This window comes from Providencia sp. PROV109 (assembly GCF_033681625.1).
Taxonomy (GTDB): Bacteria; Pseudomonadota; Gammaproteobacteria; order Enterobacterales; family Enterobacteriaceae; genus Providencia; species Providencia hangzhouensis.
This window is the reverse complement of record NZ_CP096320.1, coordinates 1,500,671-1,522,767: the sequence shown is the minus strand read 5'-3', so window position 1 is coordinate 1,522,767 and position 22,097 is coordinate 1,500,671. Positions and strand designations below refer to the sequence as shown.

Below are 22,097 nucleotides of genomic sequence, written 5' to 3'. Positions count from 1 at the left end.
GGAGGCAAAATGACAAAAAGATGGCAGTTTAATGAAAAAATTTTTAAGTAGTAACTGCTATGAAAAACAGATTTTATATTTTTTATTAAGATCTGAGTGGTATTTTTACTGAAATACTTGACAGTATTTTAGTTGAGAACGTTAAAAAAGATCGGCTCCCTATTTAACAATTGATCAGCCCCAAGCATTGAGTGTGGCTTGGGGAAAAGTATTGATATTTTTATATAATCAAATAGTTAATAAAGAAAGATCCAAATAGCTTCCTAATTTACCGTTGAGTGTTTTTTGGTGTGGGATCACCCCTAAACAAGGTGCTTTGATCATTCGGTTAAGTGTTGACAAATATTGCTCTTGGAAAATACCTGCGGGTTCAACTTCATTGGCAACCCAGCCGGCTACGGGTAAACCTGCAGCTTCGATAGATTCCATGGTTAACAATGCATGGTTTATACAGCCTAACTTAACACCAACAACTAAAATAACGGGGAGTTGCTGTTCAATCACCCAATCTGCATAAGTTTTTTCTACAGATAACGGGGTATACCATCCACCAGCCCCCTCGACTAATAACCAATCCGCTTGGGACTTCAAATAAGCCAACCCTTTATTTATCACTGAAAATTCAATGGGTTGATTTAATTTCTCACTGATAATTTGCGGTGAAGTTGGCGCTTCAAATACAATAGGATTAATCGCCTCATAGGGTAATTTTACTCGGCTATTGGCTTGTAATAACAACGCATCGCTATTACGTAGGCCATCCGCCGTGAGCTCACTCCCAGATGCGACAGGCTTATAGCCCACCGTATTCAAACCTTGATAACCCGCAGCTTGCAATAAAGCACAACTTACAACGGTTTTCCCTACTTCTGTATCCGTTCCTGTTACAAAATACATTTTAGTCACGGTAAATCGCTCCAAACACCGTATGATAAGTTAGAGGTAAGCCTTGCTCTGTCATTGGATAGAGCAAAGCAAGTTGCTGCAAATGCTGGCGGGTCATTAACCCTGCTTTACGCCCAGCAGTCAAATGTGTCGCCCCAATGCCTTTCAATGAATGAAGCAACGCTATTAATTCAGGAAAATAGACGGTATCCTTCTGAAAAATAAGTTTATGTCTCCATGACTGACAACTATTTTGTATCTGCTGAACACTGAGAAAGGAATTCACATGTGAATAGCCGTCAAGTGAATGCCAAGCTGAAGACAATTCTGCGAGAGAATGCTCTGCAAGTGTGGTGAACACCACAACTCCCCCCGGTTTTGTCACTCGATATAATTCACTTAATGCTTTGCTGAGATCTTGGCACCATTGGACCGATAAATTGGAAAAAACCACATCAAAGGTTTGTGAATCTAACGGAATGGATTCTATGTCAGCACATAAATAATGATCAGCCACAGCTTTCGTTTGCGCCATTTCGAGCATACCAGCAGAAAGATCTAAAGCCGTGATGTGATATCCTTGATTTTTCAGTTTATGGCTAAAATACCCCGTACCGCACCCTGCATCTAAAATATGTAATGGTACTGTGAGTTCTGAACTGTTTAAGACTGAAGTCAGTTGACCAAGCAGTTGTGTTCCTGTTGATCGTTGATAACTTGCCACTGAGTCATAACTTTTAGCCGCACGGCCAAATGCCGCTGCAATTTTATGCTTTTCACGACTGAGCGATAAAGTCATGTAAAGCCTCCAATAATTGATCGATATCTTGACGTTGATGCGCAGCGCTTAATGTGACTCGTAACCTAGCACTCCCAGGCGGAACCGTTGGCGGCCTGATCGCTTGCACCCAAATATTTTTTTTGCGTAAGAAATTGGCTAACTGTTGGCTAGCTTGGTTTTCCCCGATAATTAATGGTTGAATAGCCGTCATTGAATTAGCCAGCTGCATGCCATTAAAATCAGCATTATTTCTAAAATACGCAATATGTTGGTTAAGGTCTTCTCGTGCTTGATCTGCGAGCTGAATTTGCTCAACTGCCGCTAGAAGCGCGACAGCCTGAGCCGGAGGCATTGAAGTGCTATAAATTAAATGGCGTGCGGATTGGACAAAAAATTCAGCCGTTGGCTCATCACACAATACCGATGCACCACTTAAACCAAACGCTTTACCAAATGTCACGACTAAAATTTCAGGTTTAACCCCATTCGCGAAGCAACTACCACGGCCTTGTTCTCCGATAACGCCAATACCGTGTGCATCATCAACCATCAGCCAAGCATGCTGATTTCTAGCGATTTCCTGCAATTGTTGAAGTGGAGCACTATCGCCATCCATACTAAAAACGCCTTCTGTGACGACAAGCGTTTTTCCCGAAACCGGTTTTTGGATTAAGTTATCAAGTGATAGAGGGTTATTATGCTTAAAGCGCCTCAATTGAGCCCCTGAATGAATCGAGGCCTCCATTATTGATGCATGGCTAAGTTTATCCGCTAAAATACGATCATTTGCCGTCATTAATGCCGTGATCACCGCATGGTTCGCGGCAAAACCTGAAATAAACAATAAAGCTTTTGGGTAGCCGAGCCAATCAGCGAGAGCTTGCTCTAATTTATCATGTGCTTTGGTGAACCCTGTAATATGGCCCGATCCTCCACTACCCACACCATATTCATCAGCCCCACGTTGCCACGCGGCAACCACTTGAGGATGATGGGCTAATCCCAAATAATCATTGGATGAGAAATTAAGAAATTCTTTTCCAGCCAGAAAAAGCGAACGACCATTGGCACTATCAATACACTGCCGTTGACGCCAGATAGAAGCCTGCTTACGCTGCTCTATCTGGTTTTGTATAAATGATTGCCAAGTCATTATACTGCTGCGTTATAAAATTGAGGGTTATCGGCGGTTAACAACGTTTCGGCTAACTTAGCGGCTTGATGGTTATCCCCTTCGTCAGTTTCAATTCGCTCAGGGTTAATATCCAGTTTTCTAAATAGTGCTAAATCTTTGTTTTCATCAGGATTTGGCGTCGTTAATAATTTACACCCATAGAATACTGAGTTCGCACCAGCCATAAAACATAATGCCTGAGTTTGCTCATTCATGTATTCACGGCCTGCCGACAGCCTAACGTATGACGTTGGCATCATGATACGTGCAACGGCAATAGTACGAATAAAATCAAACGCATCGACATCTTCGTTATCTGCCATCGGGGTTCCTTCAACCTTCATCAACATGTTGATCGGCACACTTTCTGGCGGTTTAGGTAAATTTGCCAGTTGCACCAATAAGGCCGCTCGGTCACTGACTTTTTCGCCTAAGCCTAAAATCCCACCAGAGCAGACTTTGATCCCTGCGTCTCGGACATTTTCGAGTGTATTTAAGCGGTCTTGATAACTGCGAGTCGTAATAATATTGCCATAGTATTCAGGAGAGGTATCAAGGTTATGATTATAATAATCTAACCCGGCTTCTGCTAAGCGTTGAGCTTGAGAATTATCAATCATCCCTAAAGTCATACAGGTTTCCATCCCTAATAACTTCACTTCTTTTACCATCATTTCAAGATAAGGCATATCGCGTTCTTTCGGATTCCGCCATGCCGCGCCCATACAAAAACGCGTTGAACCTGCTTGCTTAGCTTTTTTCGCAGACTCCAGAACTTGCTGAACTTCCATTAGTTTTTCAGTTTCTAGTCCTGTTTTATAGCGCGCGCTTTGCGCACAATACTTACAATCTTCTGGGCAAGCCCCAGTTTTAATCGATAGCAAAGTACTGACTTGCACTTGCTGGGGGTCGAAATGTTGGCGATGAATTTGCTGTGCCTGAAATAATAATTCAAAAAAAGGCATTGAAAACAGTTCATTAGCTTGTTTTATTGTCCACTGTTTTAATTGGCTCACGGAAACTCTCCAGTTGAAAAAGTTGTTGCCAGTTTAAATATTGCGATTATCATGTCAACTAAAATGATCTAAAAAAGTTGACGATGATAGCAAATGGATAACGTAGATATTCAGTTTGATGCCAAACATATTTGGCACCCTTATACCTCGATGAGCCAGCCAATTCCGGCTTATCCGATTATTGAAGCCCATGGAGCCGAGCTAGTCATGGCCGATGGAGTAAAATTAATTGATGGTATGTCTTCATGGTGGGCAGCCATTCATGGTTACAATCACCCTGTATTAAACCAAGCGGTAATAACGCAATTAGCGAAAATGTCCCATGTGATGTTTGGCGGGATTACGCACCCACCCGCAGTGAATCTATGTAAACAGTTGGTTGCCATCACACCAGAGCCACTCGAATGTGTCTTTCTTGCCGATTCCGGGTCAGTGGCGGTTGAAGTTGCTCTGAAAATGGCATTGCAATATTGGCAAGCCAAAGGGGAAAAGCGTCAACGGATCCTCACATTACGTCATGGATATCATGGTGATACCTTCGGTGCGATGGCCGTTTGTGACCCAGATAATTCAATGCATGGCCTGTATAAGGGGTATTTACCTCCACATATTTTTGTGGAAGCCCCTCAATGCGGTTTTTACGACGAATGGGACAGCGCCGATTTGCATCCTCTTGAAGTTCAACTTGCCGAAAATAGCGACAAAATTGCGGCGATCATCCTTGAACCGATCGTTCAAGGGGCTGGTGGAATGCGTATCTATCACCCTGAATATTTAAAGGGAGTCCGCCATTTGTGTGATCAATATGGTCTACTGTTGATCGCTGATGAAATTGCGACTGGTTTTGGTCGTACGGGTAAATTGTTTGCTTGCCATCATGCTGATATATCACCCGATATTATGTGTTTAGGTAAAGCACTAACTGGGGGCTATATGACACTTTCTGCCACTCTCACAACTCGCCATGTGGCAGAAACCATTAGCAATGGTGAAGCAGGTTGCTTTATGCATGGACCAACCTTTATGGGTAACCCTCTTGCCTGTGCGGTGGCGGATGCCAGCCTGAGTTTGTTACTCAATAGTCCTTGGCAGAAAATAATTGCCACTATCGAACAACAACTTAAGGCTGAACTGATGCCTTTAATATCCCACCCTAGTGTTGCAGATGTACGTGTTCTTGGTGCAATTGGCGTGATTGAAATGAAGCAGCCAGTCAATACAGCCGCTTTACAAAAAGTATTCGTGGAAAATGGTGTTTGGGTTCGCCCATTCGGCAAACTTATTTATGTTATGCCACCGTATATCATCACCCCCGAGCAACTCAGTAAAGTAACAAATGCAATGGCAAAAGTGTTGGGATAGCACAATAAATGCAATGATAATCGAAGTGATTGTTACTGAATTTTTAATCTAGAGTATTTCATAAATCATTTGAGCTGTAACAAGGCGGCAAGTGAAACTAAGCCCTAGGAGCATACACAAGTATGTGACTAGGGTTAGTAAACGTAGCCAACACAGTTACGGCTCAAAGGATGACTGAAATAACCCACATAGGACCTTTCCCGACCATATACCTTCCTATTTGTGTCAATTTCCCTGTAATCGGGTCAATTTCAGAAACTGAAATATGGTCTGATTTTTGCCCACTCGAAATTAAAAAGCGCCCTGTTGCATCGATATTAAAGCCCCTTGGGTGCGTCTCTGTTGGGTAACGTGCTTCTAATGTTAGCTCGCAACCGTCATCAGAAACCAGATAGTGGCTGAGGTAACTTTCAGAACGTTCACTAACATACAAATGGCGGCCATCTGGCGTAATGTGGATATCTGCAGCCCAGCGCTGACTTTCGTTACCTAATGGGTAATTTGCCAAAGTTTGCATGTTACGATAGCGAGTAAATTTACGATACACGCCTACCGTTGAGTCTAACTCATTCACACAATAAATGACTTTTTCAGTAGGATGGAAAGCCAGATGACGGGGGCCGGATTTCGCAGCTGTGGTAATTTGATCTGCGGTTGCTTCGGTTAAATAACCATTTTCATGTAAATCGAATAAACGGATATGATCTTCGCCTAAACAAGGAACCCAAAGCTGTTGGTTATCAACATCAACATGGGAAGAATGTGGATTACGCAAGCCTTCAATCACTTGAACAACGCGATCTGGGACGCCTTCTTCATTAATGGTTAACACTGACAAGTTATGTTGATGATATGAAGGAACAAATAGATATTTGCCATTGTTATCAAGGGATAAATGAACCGGTGTACCTGGAATTGATGTCTCCGCTTTTAAACGTAGTAACCCTTTCTCTTCAATTTCATAGGTTACGACACGGAAATTCGGGCGCACACCAATATAAAGGTGTTTTTTATCATGGCTTAATACCATAGGTTGCACTTGGCCCGGTGTTTTTACCGTTTGCAGAAGAGTAAGCTCCCCAACCTCATTCATCGACCACACGTGAATTTGCTGACTCTCGGGGCTCGCAATATAAACAACCTGATTCATCCTGACTCCTTAATTCATGATAAAAATACAAAACCGCATCTATAATCCACTATATTGGCTTCACTATACTTTATATTATGCAAATTACACTGGGTAAATAGCACTGACGCGGCTGTTACATATCGTACCAAGAACAAATAATAATGATACTAAAACGGTTCAGTTAACGTTATGATGATAAAACATATCAAGTTGACTATTTTTATAGCAATAATTTCTCATTATTCGTTAAATTCATCATCTCCCTATCTCTACCCCTTTAGTAAGATAGGTAACAACTAAATCACGTGGAGCCGTTTATGTCATACCGCGTTATTGCGCTCGATCTTGATGGAACACTGCTTGATCACCAAAAGAAAATTCTGCCTGAATCTTTAGCAGCCTTACAAGAAGCACGCCGCCAAGGCGTCAAAGTGATCATTGTCACAGGCCGCCATCATGTTGCGATTCATCCGTTTTATCAAACTTTAGATCTCGATACTCCAGCCATTTGTTGTAATGGAACCTACCTATACGACTATTTAGGCAAAAAAGTTCTAAAATCAGATCCTATGACCCTCGATTCTGTCACACAAATGATAGACAAACTGCGTGGAACAGATATTCAGCATTTAATGTATGTTGATAATGCAATGCTCTATAACGCACAAACAGAAGGCATTAAACGTACATTGAATTGGGCCGAATCCTTACCTGTTGCACAGCGCCCAACCATTGAATTTGTTGAAGATTACGCTGATGTGATGCATAACTATGATTCTATTTGGAAATTTGCTGTTAGCTCGCCAAATACGGAGCAACTTCATCGAGTCGTTAGCGAAATTGAAAATGATTTTGGTTTGGACTGTGAATGGTCTTGGATGGATCAGGTTGATGTCGGCCGCAAAGGCAATAGCAAAGGCCAACGCTTAAAAGAGTGGGTCGAATCCCAAGGGATGACGATGAATGATGTTGTGGCTTTCGGTGACAATTTTAATGACTTAAGTATGCTGACAACCGCAGGTTTAGGTGTAGCGATGGGCAATGCGGTTGATGAAATCAAGCAACAAGCCAAGCTAGTCACTCGCATCAACACGGAGCCGGGTATTGCTGAAGTTATCCGTAAATACGTTCTCTAACGGGGTTATGAAATAACAAGAAAACTTAGTTCAATTCAGGTTACTGACACTCTCCATACTTTTCGGTTAAAGATTGTCAGTAACCGGAAAAAACTCTACATAATTGATGAATCAATACAACTTATTGGGTAAGTAATTCGATTAACGCTTGCTCTAATACAGGTAAGGCCGCGCCATAAATTCGTGAGTTTCGGCTCATCTGACTCATTGAGAGTTCCGGTAATGATTGGCCAAAAAAACGATTTTGCTGTTGGAAGCTCTCACAAAACGCAGCCCAAATTTGCGGGTTTTTCACAAAAGGCCCCGACACAATTAAACGTGAAGGGAAAAATACACGACAAATATTTGATGCTGCATTTGCCATATGAGAAACAGCTTGCTGCATCGTTGCATTATTAACTAGATCATGAGTAGCCAAAATTTCTGCCACATTTTCTTCATCATCATGGGCTTTAAATTTACCAGCAAGCACATCTGGACCAATTGCCCATAATGCAGTAACCGTTTCTAAGCACCCAACTTGCCCACACTGACACGGCTTATTTTGCCCTGGGATATGCCAATGCCCTATTTCACCAAAAGCATGTCCACCTATATTGATGTAATTATCTGCGGTACTAAAGGCAACCCCGACACCGTACCCCCAATGCAGTAATAACGTACTTTTGCGACGCTCAAGTACATGTAGCATTAACTCGTCGTCCAAAGTTCTTGATAAAACAACACGATACTCAGGGGGAAATAAACTTTTGATATCTAAATCATTCATTCTAGGCCAACGAGATGCATGTATCCAATGATAAGTTTTGCGATCAAATAACCCCCCTAAAGAGAAGACACACCCCGAAACTTCCGCTGTTCTCGGTATTTTTTGCAGAATATTTTTGTGAAGTTGGCTAATTTTGCTGGCTAATGCTTGGCTATCACACTCAGGTGATGCTTCAAGCTGCTCATGCGCAATGACATTAGAAACTAAATTGATAGCAAAAACATGTAATGACAAACTAATGACTTGGAAAACTAATGTTACTAAACGATTAGGATTCACTACCAGTATCATTGATGGCCGACCTCGCCCTGAATGTTGGCTGATTGTTTCGGTCAATAAACGGTTATCTAAAAGCTCAGTAACATGTTCTGATACGGTAGTTGAGCGGATATTCAGAAATTTTACTGCTTCACGACGTGTCGTGATTTGGCCATTTAAAATGGCATAAAAAATACGTTCCTTATCATTTGTAATAGACTGAGTGATCGGTAAATGTGATAAAAAGCCAGTCGTTGTTTTTAATATCATAATAATTCGATATAAAGCCGTTTAATCTAGGTCCCTGCACCATTCATCAAATAGGAATAGGCAACCTACCTACAGCTTACCCCTTCTCAAGTCAGAAAAATGGTAAATAACTATCGATAAAGTATGCCTCAAGGGTCTATCGTCAATCAATCCTTATTAATAAAAGAAAAAAGCCAGAACGCGGTAAGGCAGCCTGGCTTTTGCTGGTTAAAACAATACGCTAAAGTAATTAATATGTATATTCACGCACAACTTCACGATTGATAGTGCTCTTTACAATATTTAGTTGATCATCCCAGGTAATTGCTGATACTGGAGGGGTTATTCCACACCTCATCAATGCGGGCTGTAAATAATGGCGTGGATTAGTGGTCGCCATCATAATAGCTTCATCAAAGCTTGCTATCTTATTGTTCACTATATTACGTACCGCTTGGTCTAATGTCAGGCTAGACCCCGCTAAATTAGCTTCCCCGGGAACCCGCACGGTGCCATCATCAGTACGTTCAATTGACATCGCTGCAAATTGGTAATTCCCTGCTTTATTACAACCTGCAGCGCTGACAGCGTCTGTCACTAAAATTGACCTAGCGACCGTCTTAGTTCGTAATAAATTTTTTAATGCGGGAAATGGAATATGTATTCCATCAGCAATAAAACTGGCACCAATAGCATCGCAACTTAATTGAGCTTGAAGCGTATTTTCCAATTTATGTAAATATTGAGGAATACCATTTCCTAAGTGTGTACTCATGCAAACACCCTCTTTGGCCGCTTCCTCCATTTGGCTAAAATTGATATTAGAGTGCCCTACCGCCACACACTTCCCCATGACAACTAACTGTTTTACAAATTGAAATTGCCGGTCAAACTCTGGAGCATAAGTCACTAGCAATATCGGCTTGCTAACCTTTCTTTCTAAACTAGCAACCAAATTAATATCTGGTTTAATAATATCGCAGGGAGGATGACATCCCGCATACCCCACTTCTGGATTAATAAATGGCCCCTCCAAATGGTAACCAGGAACCATAAGTTTACCAAGATGGCTTTTCGATACGGCCTTATCTAATGCCCGAAAACGCTCTATAAGAGAAGACTCCGATGCTGTAATTAACGTTGGCAAACAAAATGTTACTCCTGTTTTTAACATTTTATCTAGTGCATAATCTAATGCTTCTGCAGTAATATTTTCATCATTAAAATCAATACCTGCAAAACCATTTACCTGAATATCAAATAGTCCACTGGTTACCTTCATCGTTTGATCCCTCAATACTTTTCCTTAATAGCGCCCTGTTAACAAGGAAGCAGAATCTTTATCCAAGAATATTCGGCAATCTTGATGTTGTTGAATAATTGACGCAGGAACTTGGTTGGTTATTTCACCTTCTATTGTATTTTTTACTGCAATAGATTTACGTAAGTCAGGTACGCTAAGTATTAAAGTTTTTGAACTTAAAATATGCGAAATACTCATAGAAATAGCTTGCTTAGGTACTTCATTCAAATGGGCAAACCACTTTTCGCCCAATTGCTGTTTTCTACATGCTTCATCAAGGTTAACCACAAGATAAGGCGAGCTCACGTTAAAGTCTGCAGGTGGGTCATTAAACGCTAAGTGTGCATTTTCTCCTATTCCTGCAAAACAGACATCAATGTCATACTGGCGAATAATATGATTTAGCCTCTGAATTTCTTTTTCTATATTCTCAGCAGAACCATTTACCCCAATAAATTGCTTCAGTGATGGCAATTTATTGACAAGTCGTTCTTGTAAATAACGGCGAAAACTAGCCGGATGTCCTTCATTCAGGCCAATATACTCGTCTAAATGAAAAATAGTAATGCGAGACCAATCAATATCTTCATTAATTAAATTTTCCAGCATTTCAAATTGGCTAGCTCCTGTTGCGACGATAATGGCGACATCTGCTTTTTTACTAAGCGCCTGTTTAATCGCAAGTGCTCCCGCTTGGCTGGCCTTTTTACCTAACATTTGTTTATCTTCAGAAACAATAATATCCATATGAACCTCATACTAAATAAGTAAAAATTTAATCTGTATCTTATTGGTGTTGTTTTAATTTTCTGGCCATTTGCACGGCGATTAATGTCAGCACACAGCAGAAAATCAAGTAGTAAACAACATAAGTCGGTTTTCCATCTCCAACAGAAACTAAAGCAGCTGCAATAACTGGGGTTGAGCCTGCAAAAATAACACTGTTTAGTTCACGAGAAAGTGCAATACCTGAATAACGATATTGTGTTGGGAATAGATTAGCTAAGAATGCGCCTTGAGCTCCTGATGTCGCGCCATGGCCAATACCATAAGCAATACACATACCCAGTGTTGCCAGTACTAAACTACCACTGCCAAGGAACCAAAATAATGGGAACGCAAAAGCCCCTAAGAAAATAGCGCCGAATGAGAAGATTGTAGTTGTGCCATATTTATCAGTTAATTTCCCCATAACAGGCGTCATGACTGTATTAACAAGTACAGCGACCATTAATGCCATCAATCCATCAGATTTTTCCATTCCTAACGTATTAGTGAGGTAGCTAATACTGAATACACTAAGTACATAACCATTTGCTTGATGCCCCGCCAAACTAAAAAAACCACAGAGTAAATTTTTTCGACTATGAATAAATAATTCTTTAATCGGAATTTTTTGCTCTTTTTTATCTTTCTCTGCTTTTTCGACTGATTTAACATATTCAGGGGTTTCATCCAATTGCTTGCGAATATAAATAGCGACAATAAATAAAACGATAGATAGCAAGAAAGGAACACGCCAACCCCAGCTCATAAAGGCATCATCAGGGAGTTGTGATACAGCAAAAAAAGCGGCAGTCGACAATAGAATGGCGATCCCTGTAGATGCATTAATTAACGAGGTATAAAACCCCCGCTGCTTCATAGGGACATATTCCGCAACAAAAGTTTGGGCACCTGCTAGCTCAGCGCCTGAACCAAAACCTTGCATTAATCTGATTACAACTAATGCAATCGTGGCCCAAATGCCAATGTGGTAATAAGTCGGAAGTAATCCAAGAGCGAGTGTTGCGATCCCCATTAAAACAATGGCAAAAATAAGAGCTGGTTTGCGCCCGTATCTATCTCCTATATGAGCTATTATTACCCCCCCTAAAGGACGTGAAATAAAGCCTACAGCAAAGGTAAGAAACGCTGCTAATGTTGCAATTGTGGGTGATAGATTCGGAAAGTAAAGTTTATTGATCACTAGCCCTGCTGCTGCACCATACAATGAATAGTCGTACCACTCTATGACCGTTCCTGACACGCTAGCCATCATCACTTTTCTAATCGTTTTTTTATCTGCAGCTGGCTTATCAGCTGCAGTATCGGTAGCTAATTGTTCTGAAATAGTGTCACTCATACTGCCCCCTACATTTATTTTAGGAATACATTATTTGAGGTATGTTTTGTTCAAACAAAACGGACAAAAAGCGCGCACTATTGAAATTAGCACTATTAAACTGAATTTAGAACATGATCGTTCTTAAATTATTTAGAAATGAGATCGAAATCATATTTCAATGAGAAAACATATACTTTTATTTAAAATAATTTATTTTAATTTTATTTTAATTTTTTATTAAAAACACAAACAAACAATTAACATTATAAGCAAAATCAAATATATACAACAAAGAAGACATTGTAACCATTAAAATAACCCCTGCTCAATTAAAAATATATTTATAATATAAAAGATATTTGATTATAAATAATCTCTCTATAACCGCCAATCAATTTAAAAACAGATTTGTTTTTTAATTATTAATTTGCCATATTGAGATGTCTTTACTCTACATTGATTGCTTCTATTATAAGGACCGAGTTATGCCACATACCCCTCACTTAAATAATCAAACTTTCCAGCCCGTTCAAGAAGTTAAACCATTGCTCATTCCCCGTATCGTTCACCTTGGTTGTGGTGCATTTCATCGAGCTCATCAAGCTCTTTACACTCACTTATTATTTGAACAATTTCTCTCTAATTGGGGATATTGTGAAATTAATTTGATGTCCGATAGCGGAGCTGTGTTAATTAATCAATTAAATAAATATAACGGCCATTACACTTTACTTGAAAAAGACGAAGAAAAATCGACCGTTAGAACGATTAAGGTGATAAAAGAAGCAATGCATCCACGCATTGATGGCATAGATGCTGTGGTAGAAAAGATGGCTTCCCCTGATACAGCAATTATTTCATTAACGGTCACAGAAAAAGGCTATTGCCTTTCTCCTGCAACAGACCTGTTGAATTTGTCACACCCCAACATACAACATGACATCGCACACCCAACAAAACCACGATCGGTTTTAGGTTATATCGTCGCGTCACTTCGTTTACGTTTTCAACGACAACAACCCCCTATTACCATTCTTTCTTGTGATAATATTCGTAAAAACGGTGAGGCCGCACGGCGTGCTATTGTTGGTTTAGCCGCTCAACAAGATAAACAACTAGCGCAATGGATTGATCAACACATTTCATTCCCAAGTACAATGGTTGATCGAATTGTCCCAGCCATGACTCAAGAATCATATGCAGAAATTAAACAATTAATTGGCAGAGATGACCCATGTGCCATCATTTGTGAATCATTTCGCCAGTGGGTTATTGAAGATAATTTTGTGAATGGTAGACCAGACTGGCAGCATGTCGGTGCTCAATTTGTGCCTGATGTCACACCCTATGAAATGATGAAATTACGTATGCTAAACGGAAGCCACTCTTTTCTTGCTTATCTAGGTTACTTAGGTGGCTATGAATTTATTTCCGATGCTATGCAAAACTCTGATTACAGTAGAGCGGCGTACAGCTTAATAATAAACGAACAAGCACCTACACTTTTCATCCCTGACAATACAACCCTATTACAATATACACAAACTTTAATAAAGCGTTTTTCTAACAAGACAATCAAACATAAAACTGCACAAATTGCGGCTGATGGGAGCCAAAAATTACCTCAACGCTTACTAGACTCAATAATGTGGCATCAAAAGCACGGCTCAGACTATACATTTCTCGCTCTCGGAGTTGCTGCCTGGATGAAATATGTCAGTGGACAAGATGAGCAAGGTAATGCAATAGATATTAAGGATCCTTTACAACATAAATTTGCTGAAATCTATCACCTATGTGGGGTTGGTTTGGAAGCTGTTGATAGGCTTTTAGCGATTAACGCTATCTTTCCACTTGAGTTTTCTCAAAATCAAGATATCGTCAAAAATGTAAAAACAGCCTATCAGCAGCTAATCTCTGTTGGCGCTCGTGAAACAGTTAAGCACTATCTACAGCAAACAGTAAAGTAGAGATTAACTTTATTTATACATAAAAATTAATCTATGAAAGGAGATATCGTATTTTATACGTAAGCTGCGATATCTCTTATTGATTACTTTTTGGATAGAAGAGAAAAATATGTCCTTGCTATAAATGGCGGGAAAGTGACACCGACTTCACTTGCGCATAAACTTTACGCCCTTTGCGAATAGAAAGCTCATCCCTTGCCCAGCGAGTGATCCGCGCCCATAAATAATGTTCTTCGCCTAAATCTAGCTTCACATCTACTTGCTCGCCATCTTCAATCCATTCAACCACTTCTGCGGCTAAAATATTACGAATACTGCTCACTTGCGGTTTTTCAAGCACCAAAGAAACATCAGCGGCGTCAATACGTATACGCACATCAACACCTTGTTGGGCTTCAACGCGTGGGATCCACAGTTTTTGGCTACCTACAATCACCGCTGTCATTTCATAATCAGGGTGTTGGCTATGCACCTTTGCACTTACCACACTGCTTAACGTTTCTTGCTGTAACCAAGGGCGCAAAGCACTGCTTGCCCAAACATCTTCCAAAGCGCCAAAAGCTTTAACTTTTCCTTGCGCCATGACAATCACTTTGTCAGCCAGACGCAAAATTTCATCCAAACTATGGCTAACATATAAAATGGGAATTTTCACGTCTTGAGAAAGCTTTTCTAAATACGGCAGCAATTCACGCTTTCGAGGTAAATCCAAAGAGGCTAACGGCTCATCCATTAGGAGAATTTCAGGGGCTGTAAGTAATGCGCGGCCAATGGCGACTCGTTGTTTTTCACCACCAGAAAGGGTTATCGGGTAGCGATTGAGTAATTTTTCAATCCCTAATAATTCAACAATATCATCGAAGCGATCTTTCATTACGGGTGACATGCCATAACGCAAATTGCTTTTCACCCGATAATGGGGAAATAGCCGTGCATCTTGAAATACATAACCGATATGGCGTTGTTCAGGTGGTAAGCAAATACCTTTTTCCATATCCACCAATGTGCGGCCATTTAATACAACACGCCCTGTATTAGGTTTAGTTAACCCACCTATCACATTGATAAGCGAGGTTTTACCAGCGCCTGAAAGCCCAAAAACGGCAGTAATACTTTCCGTTGGCAATTGCGTTGTGACTTCAAGCTGTAAGTCCCCTAGTTTTTGAGAAAAGTCGAGTTCTAACATGCTAAGCCACCCCCAAACGCTTTTTACCCCAACGGGTGAGCCACTCTGAAATCAGTAATGAAATCAAGGCTAAAATAATCGCAATCACACATAATCGCGCAGCGTCTACTTCCGCCCCTGGCGTTTCAATTAAGGTGTACATCGCTAATGGGATGGTTTGTGTTTCACCTGGTATATTCGAAACAAAAGTAATTGTGGCGCCAAATTCACCAAGTGAACGTGCAAATGCTAATACTGTTCCGACAATAATACCGGGAAGAGAAAGCGGAATGGTGATCGTGAAAAAGACACGTAACGGTGTTGCGCCTAATGTCCTCGCGGCTAATTCCAATTTTTGGTCAACCGCTTCAAGCGCTAAACGGATCGCACGTACCATCAGTGGAAACGCAACCACGGCAGACGCAAGCGCAGCCCCCCGCCAACTAAAGGTAAAACTAAATCCAAACCAGTTATATAGCCATTCACCGATAAAACCGCGTTTACCCATACTGATCAATAATAAATACCCCACTACCACTGGCGGCAATACCAGTGGTAGATGAATAATACTATCGAGCAGTGTTTTTCCAGGAAAATTACAGCGAACCAATACCCATGCCATTAAAATACCCAATGGCAAACTGAAAATTACAGCCACACTGGATACTTTTAGACTTAGATAAATCGCTTCCCATTCATAAGGACTTAACATCTGCAAAAAAATACTCTCTTAACATTTATTTAGTACGAGGTTCAAAACCATAACGTTTGAATACTTCTGAAGCCGCTGGGGTTTTCAAGTATTCATAATAATCACGGGTTGCTTTGTTATCTTGATCTTTAACAATTGCCATTGGGTATTCAACAGGTTTATGGGTATCAGCAGGGAAGACACCTACCACTTTGACTTTTTGGCTAGCGACAGCATCAGAGCCATATACAATGCCTAAAGGCGCTTCTTGGCGCTCAACCAATGCCATACCACTACGCACGTTATTTGTACGTGCTAACAGCGGGTCAACCGTTTCCCATGCACCTAAGTTGCTTAATGCTTCTTTGGCATAAATACCAACAGGGACATGGTCAGGGTCACCAACGGCTAAACGGCCACCATCTAACAGTTTTTTCCAATCAGTTTGTTTATTAATTTCAACTTTATCAATTTTGGCATCTTTCGGTGCAATTAACACCAATTCATTACCTAATAATGTATAGCGCGTATCTTCTACCATCAATTTTTTATCGATGGCGTAATCCATCCATTGCTGGTCAGCAGAAATAAATAAATTAGCGGGTGCACCTTGCTCAATTTGACGAGCCAGCGTTGAAGAAGACGCATAGGATGCAACAACCTCTACTTTAGTGTCTTTCTTATATTGCTCAGAAATTTCATTCAGTGCATTAGTTAGAGAAGCCGCTGCAAAAACCGTAATTTTATCAGCTGCAAAGCTATTGCTAGCCATCGTTAACGTTAATGTTGCGCCAGCGAGAAGTGATACCAAACCTTTTTTCATTTTTATCTACCCTAGTATTAATCGACACGTTATATATAACAGGACACAGCGATAACTTAAAGTCAAACTCGTGATAAAAGTGTGCTGGCGCAAGAAATGATGCAATTTTGTTGCATGTTTTCTCTAAAACCCCACTAACGATGAAAAATTCCTCAGCCGTAAAATCGTTTTTATATAGAGAACAATTTATATCCTTTGTAACTTTATCGGCACAAATCGTACACAATTGAATATTTTATCCAACTTTTGCAGATAGATAAAAACAGAGGAGATAATATGGCTATTCAACCGACAGCGCTTTCTCCAACCCAAGCTCACTATATGAGTGGATTAACCATTGAGCAATTTAATGGGTTATTTGAAAAAAATATTTCCCCTGAAGCTTTAGCTTCCTTAGCAGAATCAGCGGGTAATGGGAACTTAGAGAGTATCGATTTATTACACAATATCGCTCTACGGCAAGACAACGAAGGAAGAAAAGCAGAAAATATTCTGTTTGATTTATTTAGTGGAAAGCTGCCTGCAAAGAAAGGTATAGATAAAGAAATACAAGAAACTAGCAAAAAATTATATCAATTACACCTTAATACAAAAATCAAAAAACACCTAAAAGATTCGAAACTAACGACCCCTTCTAAGCTCCTTTATATTGTCGGATCTGCAATAGAAAAAGTTATTGATAAAATTAGTTTAACTAAACTATTGATGAAAAATGAACCCGCGGAATCTACTCTTTGGGATAATAACAGGATGACAACAAGTGATGAGATTGATTCAAGTAATAAAAATAACCCAACTTTGCCATCAAACATGACCATCAATTGCTCAATAGGACTCATGCAAAATGGCTACAACTTATTAGCCGATGTAATTGAACAAAAAATTTTAAATAATAAAACATTAGATAAATGTGAGTTATTTCCTATCAATATCAATGATAACCATTGGGTCTTAGTTGTGTTCTATCAGCCGGAACATAAGCAAGATATGAAATGTGTCGTCTTTAATTCATACCAAAATGTCAGCCCTGAAATTACTAATGAAATAGCAAAAGCCGCAGAAAAGGCAGGTATCATAGAAAAAGATATAACCTATATTGAAGGGAATATCCAACAACAAGTCCCTAACGGATGTGGATTATTCGTTGTTGAAGCTATTAAGCAACTCACTGAAAATACTCAGCAAGATCCTTATGATACATTAAAAGAATTTCAAGAAAGTTTTATAAAAAAGACGATGGCTGAACAAAAAGAGTTTAATATTCAAAACCGCAGACAGCTATATTCAAATTACCATGATAGCAAATATCCATCATTATAATGCCCACTGCTATATGAAAAACCCCCTGACTGCATTTACAATCAGGGGGTCTATAATCAGTCAGACAAGAAATTTTGTTAAAAATTACTTGTTTTCAGTATTATGATGATGAGGTACGTGTGCTTTAGACAGTAAGTTAAAGAACGCGCCCAAACCATAGATCAAACCCATGATCAAAAACATAACAACTGGAACCATCATCAGGGCAAAACCCAAACTTTTAATTAGTTCTAACATAGGAAAAAGCCTCTTCAGTGATACTGTACCCACCAGCCTACAAGATACGCTGACGAGGGAAAACTTGACTCTCAGTATATTGAGTATAAATCAAATCAAAATAATAACGCACAATTACGTTATAATGGAGACTATTTTAGACAAAATATTATACTAACGACATACTAAACGTGCTTTTTACGTCTGTCATCACCAGCCACGCCGGAAGGGAGAAATTTATGCAGGCCGAAATTTTACTCACACTGAAACTACAGGGCAGTTTATTTGCTGATCCTCGCCGTATCGCGCTACTAAAACAAATTAAAGCGACAGGGTCAATCAGCCAAGGCGCTAAACTCGCAGGGATCAGCTATAAAAGTGCTTGGGATGCCATCAATGAAATGAATCAACTCACTGATGATATCCTTGTTGATAGAGCAACAGGTGGTAAAGGCGGTGGCGGCACAACACTCACCCACTATGGTGAAAGATTACTTCAACTTTATGATTTACTGGCGCAAATTCAACAAAAAGCCTTCGATGTACTCAAAGAAGATAATCTCCCTTTAGACAGCTTATTGGCGGCTATTTCACGGTTTTCATTGCAAACCAGTGCCCGTAACCAATTTTTTGGTACTTTAATTTCCCGTGACCATATGCAAGTTCAACAACATGTACAAATTCGCTTAGCCGATAACAGCACTGTGATTAATGCCGCACTAACAGAGCAAAGCGCTAACCGTTTAGGGTTAGCCGAAGGAAAAGAAGTGCTTGCATTGATTAAAGCACCTTGGGTCAAAATTACTAAACAACCTAACCCAACAGGCTTTGATAACCGCCTTGAAGGCAAAATTACCACTTTAGAGCGGGGTGATGAGAACAGTGAAGTGATTGTGACACTCACAGGCGGTGAAACTTTATGTTCAACTATGCCAAATAGCGAAATCGATGCCCAATCTTTGAAAGTGAATAATAGCGTTATGGCATTATTCAATGCGGACCAAGTGATTGTTGCCACACTTTGCTAATTTGCTAGTTTGCCCTGCTTACTTACAATAAAAGTAAGTAAGCATTCACCTTTTTTCCTTATCATATCGTTCTGTTGTTGACTTTAGCTTCAATCCTGATTATTTGTGATAGATGACAAGGTAAATAATCATGATAAGGAAGCTTGATGAGCACAATAACAATACAACATGGCAACTTTAAGCTCAGCGAAATTCAGACTTTAGACATTCAGCAACTTAACATCGAAAAAGGGGAAAATTGGGCTTTTATTGGTGCCAATGGTAGTGGTAAATCATCACTTGCTCGAGTACTTTCCAATGAGCTCCCTCCTCTTTCTGGTGTCGTAAAAAATACATTCACCTCTCCTGTTCGTCTATCATTTGAACAATTACAAAAAATCATTAATGAAGAGTGGCAGCGCAATAATACAGATATGCTCAGTGATGATGAAGATGACACGGGATATACAGCAGCTGAAATCATTCAATTTAACCATAAGGACAATGAATACTGCCTTGAGCTTGCCGCTCGCTTCGGTATCAGTGACTTGTTGTCTCGTCGGTTTAAGTACCTTTCTACGGGTGAAACTCGCAAAGTACTGTTATGCCAAACATTGATGGGTAATCCTGACTTACTGATCCTTGATGAGCCATTTGATGGCCTAGATGTTTATTCAAGAAGTCAGCTCAGCGAACTACTATCAAGTTTGTCTGAAAAAGGCTTAACTTTAGTGTTAGTGTTGAACCGCTTTGATGAACTCCCTGATTTTATTGAAAACATAGGTGTTGTCGCTGATTGCAAACTAGCAATGGTGGGAAATAGGGAGTCAGTACTTGCTAACACGCTAATAACGCAATTACAGCATAGTGAGAAAATTAAACAGCTTTCTATCCCTGAAACTGAGGCTCCAACCGCAGATGAAAAACTGGATGACACGACACCTCGTATTATTTTGAAAAATGGAACTGTTAGCTACAATGACAAACCGATCTTGCACGGTTTAAATTGGCAGGTAAACCCAAACGAACACTGGCAAATTATCGGTGAAAATGGCGCTGGAAAATCCACCTTATTGAGCTTGATTACAGGAGATCACCCTCAAGGGTATAGTAATGACTTAACCTTATTTGGTCACCGTCGTGGGTCAGGAGAAACCATATGGGATATTAAGCGCCACATTGGTTACGTCAGCAATAGCATTCACCAAGAATACCGTGTCGCAACCAGTGTACTCAATGTCATTATTTCCGGTTTTCATGATTCTATTGGCTTGTACCAAACCCCCTCTGATCGTCAAATACAATTAGCGTATGAATGGCTAGCGCTGTTAGGTTTTTCTACGCAAACAGCTCAACAACCTTTCCACAGTCTTTCGTGGGGGCAGCAGCGCTTAGTCTTGATAGCTCGAGCACTAGTTAAACACCCTGCTATGCTTATTCTAGATGAGCCATTGCAAGGGCTTGATGGCCTTAACAGGTTGTTAGTTCTGCGGTTTATTGATGTAATGCTAAGACAAGGTAACACACAACTCTTATTCGTCAGCCATCATCAAGAAGACGCCCCTGCTTGTATTACACATCGGCTCACTTTTGTCCCTGATAATGGGAAATACCGTTATGATATTGAAAAACTTTAATTTTTGACTTATTTGCCAATAGACACGATGAAACTGTTGGCAAATTAATCTAATGTTTAATAGATGGTAACTAAGTTATACACAAATAACTCTTTGATTTTATTTTATTTATATTTTTTAGGTTATTTTAAATTAGAAAATTCACATAAAATCATTACACTGCGCCTATTCTAATAATTTAGACATCATAATGGATATTTTTTATGGCTTGGTTAATGTTAGCCTCTTCACTTGCAGTACTTGCAACACACCGTTTAATTGCTCTTTTTTTACTCGCTTGCACAATTATTACCGCAGCACTTACACACGTTATTGATTGGCAAGCGGTTCTACTATTGGTTTGTATTACAATAATTGCCATTATTCGTTTGCGTTTCCAACACTATCTATCCACCAAAATTATTAGTGAAATCATCTTACTAATCTGTACGATTGGGTTATTTATTCACTTATTCCCTGGGTTTAATAACCTGAGATATCTCGATAACGTTACCGTAGGGGAACATAGCGCCCCTTTCACAATGTATTTTAATTTTGATAAGGCACTCGTCCCTTTTATTTTACTCGCCTGCTTACCAACGTTATTTGTCTGTCGGCCAGCCAAGCATGCAGCTAAAATTCAATGGGCACTGCTGGTTATTTCTATGCCACTTTTATTGCTGGTCGCAACTGCTGCTGGCGGATTAGCCTTTGAATGGCATTTTCCTAGTTGGTTACCTGCTTTTGTGCTCTGTAACCTACTTTTTGTTTCATTAGCTGAAGAAGCGCTATTTCGTGGCTATTTGCAACAACGTCTAACCCTTTGGTTGAGGTCTCCTTACCTAGCACTAGTGATTACCTCACTGTTATTTGGCGCCGTGCATTTTGCAGGTGGAGCACTGTTAATTCTCTTTGCTACATTAGCGGGTTTGATTTATGGCCTAACTTGGATGTGGAGTGGTAAATTATGGCTGGCTGTATCGATTCACTTCGGGTTAAATTTGGGACATCTGTTATTTTTTACTTATCCAATTAAGTTGGTTTCTAATTAATGTTAACTAATTAAAAATTCATAATCACTCAAAAATTGGATGATCTTCACCGTAAAAAATCACTA

At 39.9% G+C, this 22,097-nt stretch carries 20 protein-coding genes; 7 read left to right on the top strand and 13 right to left on the bottom strand.

Annotated elements, in window-relative coordinates:
• Window positions 1-228 precede the first annotated feature (228 nt).
• From bioD to bioB, 4 genes are read right to left on the bottom strand one after another with little or no spacing between them, the layout of a single operon-like run.
• Window positions 229-906, bottom strand: a complete 678-nt coding sequence (gene bioD, locus M1F25_RS06975; protein WP_181489513.1) for a dethiobiotin synthase — start codon at window positions 904-906, stop codon at window positions 229-231.
• Window positions 899-1,684 (bottom strand): malonyl-ACP O-methyltransferase BioC, encoded by a 786-nt coding sequence (gene bioC, locus M1F25_RS06970; RefSeq protein ID WP_094962421.1) that lies wholly within the window; start codon window positions 1,682-1,684, stop codon window positions 899-901. The genes bioD and bioC overlap by 8 nt, the downstream gene beginning before the upstream one ends.
• Entirely contained in the window at window positions 1,662-2,819 is a 1,158-nt protein-coding gene (gene bioF / locus M1F25_RS06965; protein ID WP_164565416.1) for an 8-amino-7-oxononanoate synthase, read from the bottom strand. Before bioF ends, bioC begins: the two co-directional genes overlap by 23 nt.
• Window positions 2,819-3,856, bottom strand: coding sequence for a biotin synthase BioB (gene bioB, locus M1F25_RS06960; protein WP_180312068.1), 1,038 nt, complete (start codon window positions 3,854-3,856; stop codon window positions 2,819-2,821). The genes bioF and bioB overlap by 1 nt, the downstream gene beginning before the upstream one ends.
• A gap of 93 nt (window positions 3,857-3,949) precedes the next feature.
• Between bioB and bioA the strand changes: the two genes are divergently transcribed.
• On the top strand, window positions 3,950-5,218 hold the full coding sequence (gene bioA, locus M1F25_RS06955) for an adenosylmethionine--8-amino-7-oxononanoate transaminase (protein ID WP_181489512.1): 1,269 nt from the start codon (window positions 3,950-3,952) through the stop codon (window positions 5,216-5,218).
• Between the two features lie 163 nt (window positions 5,219-5,381).
• On the opposite strand, the gene pgl is transcribed toward bioA, so the two are convergent.
• A complete protein-coding gene (gene pgl / locus M1F25_RS06950; protein ID WP_094962417.1) occupies window positions 5,382-6,368 on the bottom strand; it encodes a 6-phosphogluconolactonase in 987 nt (328 codons plus the stop codon).
• 299 nt (window positions 6,369-6,667) lie between these two features.
• Here pgl and M1F25_RS06945 point away from each other — a divergent pair, with 299 nt between their 5' ends.
• Window positions 6,668-7,486 (top strand): pyridoxal phosphatase, encoded by an 819-nt coding sequence (locus M1F25_RS06945; protein WP_004256692.1) that lies wholly within the window; start codon window positions 6,668-6,670, stop codon window positions 7,484-7,486.
• A 121-nt stretch (window positions 7,487-7,607) separates the two neighbouring features.
• Here M1F25_RS06945 and M1F25_RS06940 read toward each other — a convergent pair whose 3' ends face one another.
• From M1F25_RS06940 to M1F25_RS06925, 4 genes are all read right to left on the bottom strand, one after another.
• Window positions 7,608-8,783: an ROK family protein gene (locus tag M1F25_RS06940; RefSeq protein WP_181489511.1), complete on the bottom strand. Its 1,176-nt coding sequence runs from the start codon at window positions 8,781-8,783 to the stop codon at window positions 7,608-7,610.
• A gap of 229 nt (window positions 8,784-9,012) precedes the next feature.
• Window positions 9,013-10,044 (bottom strand): N-acetylglucosamine-6-phosphate deacetylase, encoded by a 1,032-nt coding sequence (locus M1F25_RS06935; RefSeq protein ID WP_181489510.1) that lies wholly within the window; start codon window positions 10,042-10,044, stop codon window positions 9,013-9,015.
• A gap of 24 nt (window positions 10,045-10,068) precedes the next feature.
• The gene (locus M1F25_RS06930; protein WP_004256714.1) at window positions 10,069-10,812 is read right to left on the bottom strand and encodes a glucosamine-6-phosphate deaminase; all 744 of its coding nucleotides are present in this window, start codon (window positions 10,810-10,812) and stop codon (window positions 10,069-10,071) included.
• A gap of 40 nt (window positions 10,813-10,852) precedes the next feature.
• Window positions 10,853-12,190, bottom strand: a complete 1,338-nt coding sequence (locus tag M1F25_RS06925; RefSeq protein ID WP_004256715.1) for an MFS transporter — start codon at window positions 12,188-12,190, stop codon at window positions 10,853-10,855.
• A 467-nt stretch (window positions 12,191-12,657) separates the two neighbouring features.
• On the opposite strand from M1F25_RS06925, the gene M1F25_RS06920 reads away from it, so the two are divergent.
• Window positions 12,658-14,142, top strand: a complete 1,485-nt coding sequence (locus tag M1F25_RS06920) for a mannitol dehydrogenase family protein (protein ID WP_094962415.1) — start codon at window positions 12,658-12,660, stop codon at window positions 14,140-14,142.
• A 118-nt stretch (window positions 14,143-14,260) separates the two neighbouring features.
• Here M1F25_RS06920 and modC read toward each other — a convergent pair whose 3' ends face one another.
• The 3 genes from modC to modA are packed head-to-tail and all read right to left on the bottom strand — an operon-like array spanning window position 14,261 to window position 16,821.
• On the bottom strand, window positions 14,261-15,328 hold the full coding sequence (gene modC, locus M1F25_RS06915; protein ID WP_181489509.1) for a molybdenum ABC transporter ATP-binding protein ModC: 1,068 nt from the start codon (window positions 15,326-15,328) through the stop codon (window positions 14,261-14,263).
• A gap of 1 nt (window position 15,329) precedes the next feature.
• Window positions 15,330-16,019 carry a molybdate ABC transporter permease subunit gene (modB, locus tag M1F25_RS06910; protein WP_094962413.1) on the bottom strand — a complete coding sequence of 230 codons (690 nt, stop codon included), beginning with the start codon at window positions 16,017-16,019 and terminating at the stop codon, window positions 15,330-15,332.
• Window positions 16,020-16,044: 25 nt separating this feature from the next.
• Window positions 16,045-16,821 carry a molybdate ABC transporter substrate-binding protein gene (gene modA, locus M1F25_RS06905; protein WP_096864111.1) on the bottom strand — a complete coding sequence of 259 codons (777 nt, stop codon included), beginning with the start codon at window positions 16,819-16,821 and terminating at the stop codon, window positions 16,045-16,047.
• A gap of 276 nt (window positions 16,822-17,097) precedes the next feature.
• Here modA and M1F25_RS06900 point away from each other — a divergent pair, with 276 nt between their 5' ends.
• A complete protein-coding gene (locus M1F25_RS06900) occupies window positions 17,098-18,141 on the top strand; it encodes an ElaD/SseL family deubiquitinase (RefSeq protein WP_181489508.1) in 1,044 nt (347 codons plus the stop codon).
• Window positions 18,142-18,225: 84 nt separating this feature from the next.
• Here the strand turns inward: M1F25_RS06900 and M1F25_RS06895 are convergent, their stop codons facing one another.
• Window positions 18,226-18,378, bottom strand: coding sequence for an AcrZ family multidrug efflux pump-associated protein (locus tag M1F25_RS06895; protein ID WP_004256731.1), 153 nt, complete (start codon window positions 18,376-18,378; stop codon window positions 18,226-18,228).
• A gap of 218 nt (window positions 18,379-18,596) precedes the next feature.
• Between M1F25_RS06895 and modE the strand changes: the two genes are divergently transcribed.
• From modE to M1F25_RS06880, 3 genes are all read left to right on the top strand, one after another.
• Window positions 18,597-19,385 carry a molybdenum-dependent transcriptional regulator gene (modE, locus tag M1F25_RS06890; RefSeq protein WP_181489507.1) on the top strand — a complete coding sequence of 263 codons (789 nt, stop codon included), beginning with the start codon at window positions 18,597-18,599 and terminating at the stop codon, window positions 19,383-19,385.
• A 146-nt stretch (window positions 19,386-19,531) separates the two neighbouring features.
• Window positions 19,532-21,001 carry a molybdate ABC transporter ATP-binding protein ModF gene (modF, locus tag M1F25_RS06885; protein ID WP_004256733.1) on the top strand — a complete coding sequence of 490 codons (1,470 nt, stop codon included), beginning with the start codon at window positions 19,532-19,534 and terminating at the stop codon, window positions 20,999-21,001.
• A 203-nt stretch (window positions 21,002-21,204) separates the two neighbouring features.
• Complete coding sequence (locus tag M1F25_RS06880) at window positions 21,205-22,032, top strand: CPBP family intramembrane glutamic endopeptidase (RefSeq protein ID WP_181489506.1); 828 nt, start codon at window positions 21,205-21,207, stop codon at window positions 22,030-22,032.
• Window positions 22,033-22,097 lie beyond the last annotated feature (65 nt).

Excerpts from the sequence above, each read along its gene's own strand:
- bioC (WP_094962421.1), bottom strand. The coding sequence starts at position 1,684 with ATGACTTTATCGCTCAGTCGTGAAAAGCATAAAATTGCAGCGGCATTT.
- bioF (WP_164565416.1), bottom strand. The coding sequence starts at position 2,819 with ATGACTTGGCAATCATTTATACAAAACCAGATAGAGCAGCGTAAGCAG.
- M1F25_RS06920 (WP_094962415.1), top strand. The coding sequence starts at position 12,658 with ATGCCACATACCCCTCACTTAAATAATCAAACTTTCCAGCCCGTTCAA.
- M1F25_RS06925 (WP_004256715.1), bottom strand. The coding sequence starts at position 12,190 with ATGAGTGACACTATTTCAGAACAATTAGCTACCGATACTGCAGCTGAT.
- M1F25_RS06880 (WP_181489506.1), top strand. The coding sequence starts at position 21,205 with ATGGCTTGGTTAATGTTAGCCTCTTCACTTGCAGTACTTGCAACACAC.
- M1F25_RS06895 (WP_004256731.1), bottom strand. The coding sequence starts at position 18,378 with ATGTTAGAACTAATTAAAAGTTTGGGTTTTGCCCTGATGATGGTTCCA.
- M1F25_RS06900 (WP_181489508.1), top strand. The coding sequence starts at position 17,098 with ATGGCTATTCAACCGACAGCGCTTTCTCCAACCCAAGCTCACTATATG.
- modB (WP_094962413.1), bottom strand. The coding sequence starts at position 16,019 with ATGTTAAGTCCTTATGAATGGGAAGCGATTTATCTAAGTCTAAAAGTA.
- M1F25_RS06940 (WP_181489511.1), bottom strand. The coding sequence starts at position 8,783 with ATGATATTAAAAACAACGACTGGCTTTTTATCACATTTACCGATCACT.
- bioA (WP_181489512.1), top strand. The coding sequence starts at position 3,950 with ATGGATAACGTAGATATTCAGTTTGATGCCAAACATATTTGGCACCCT.
- M1F25_RS06945 (WP_004256692.1), top strand. The coding sequence starts at position 6,668 with ATGTCATACCGCGTTATTGCGCTCGATCTTGATGGAACACTGCTTGAT.
- modE (WP_181489507.1), top strand. The coding sequence starts at position 18,597 with ATGCAGGCCGAAATTTTACTCACACTGAAACTACAGGGCAGTTTATTT.
- pgl (WP_094962417.1), bottom strand. The coding sequence starts at position 6,368 with ATGAATCAGGTTGTTTATATTGCGAGCCCCGAGAGTCAGCAAATTCAC.
- modF (WP_004256733.1), top strand. The coding sequence starts at position 19,532 with ATGAGCACAATAACAATACAACATGGCAACTTTAAGCTCAGCGAAATT.
- M1F25_RS06930 (WP_004256714.1), bottom strand. The coding sequence starts at position 10,812 with ATGGATATTATTGTTTCTGAAGATAAACAAATGTTAGGTAAAAAGGCC.
- modC (WP_181489509.1), bottom strand. The coding sequence starts at position 15,328 with ATGTTAGAACTCGACTTTTCTCAAAAACTAGGGGACTTACAGCTTGAA.
- M1F25_RS06935 (WP_181489510.1), bottom strand. The coding sequence starts at position 10,044 with ATGAAGGTAACCAGTGGACTATTTGATATTCAGGTAAATGGTTTTGCA.
- modA (WP_096864111.1), bottom strand. The coding sequence starts at position 16,821 with ATGAAAAAAGGTTTGGTATCACTTCTCGCTGGCGCAACATTAACGTTA.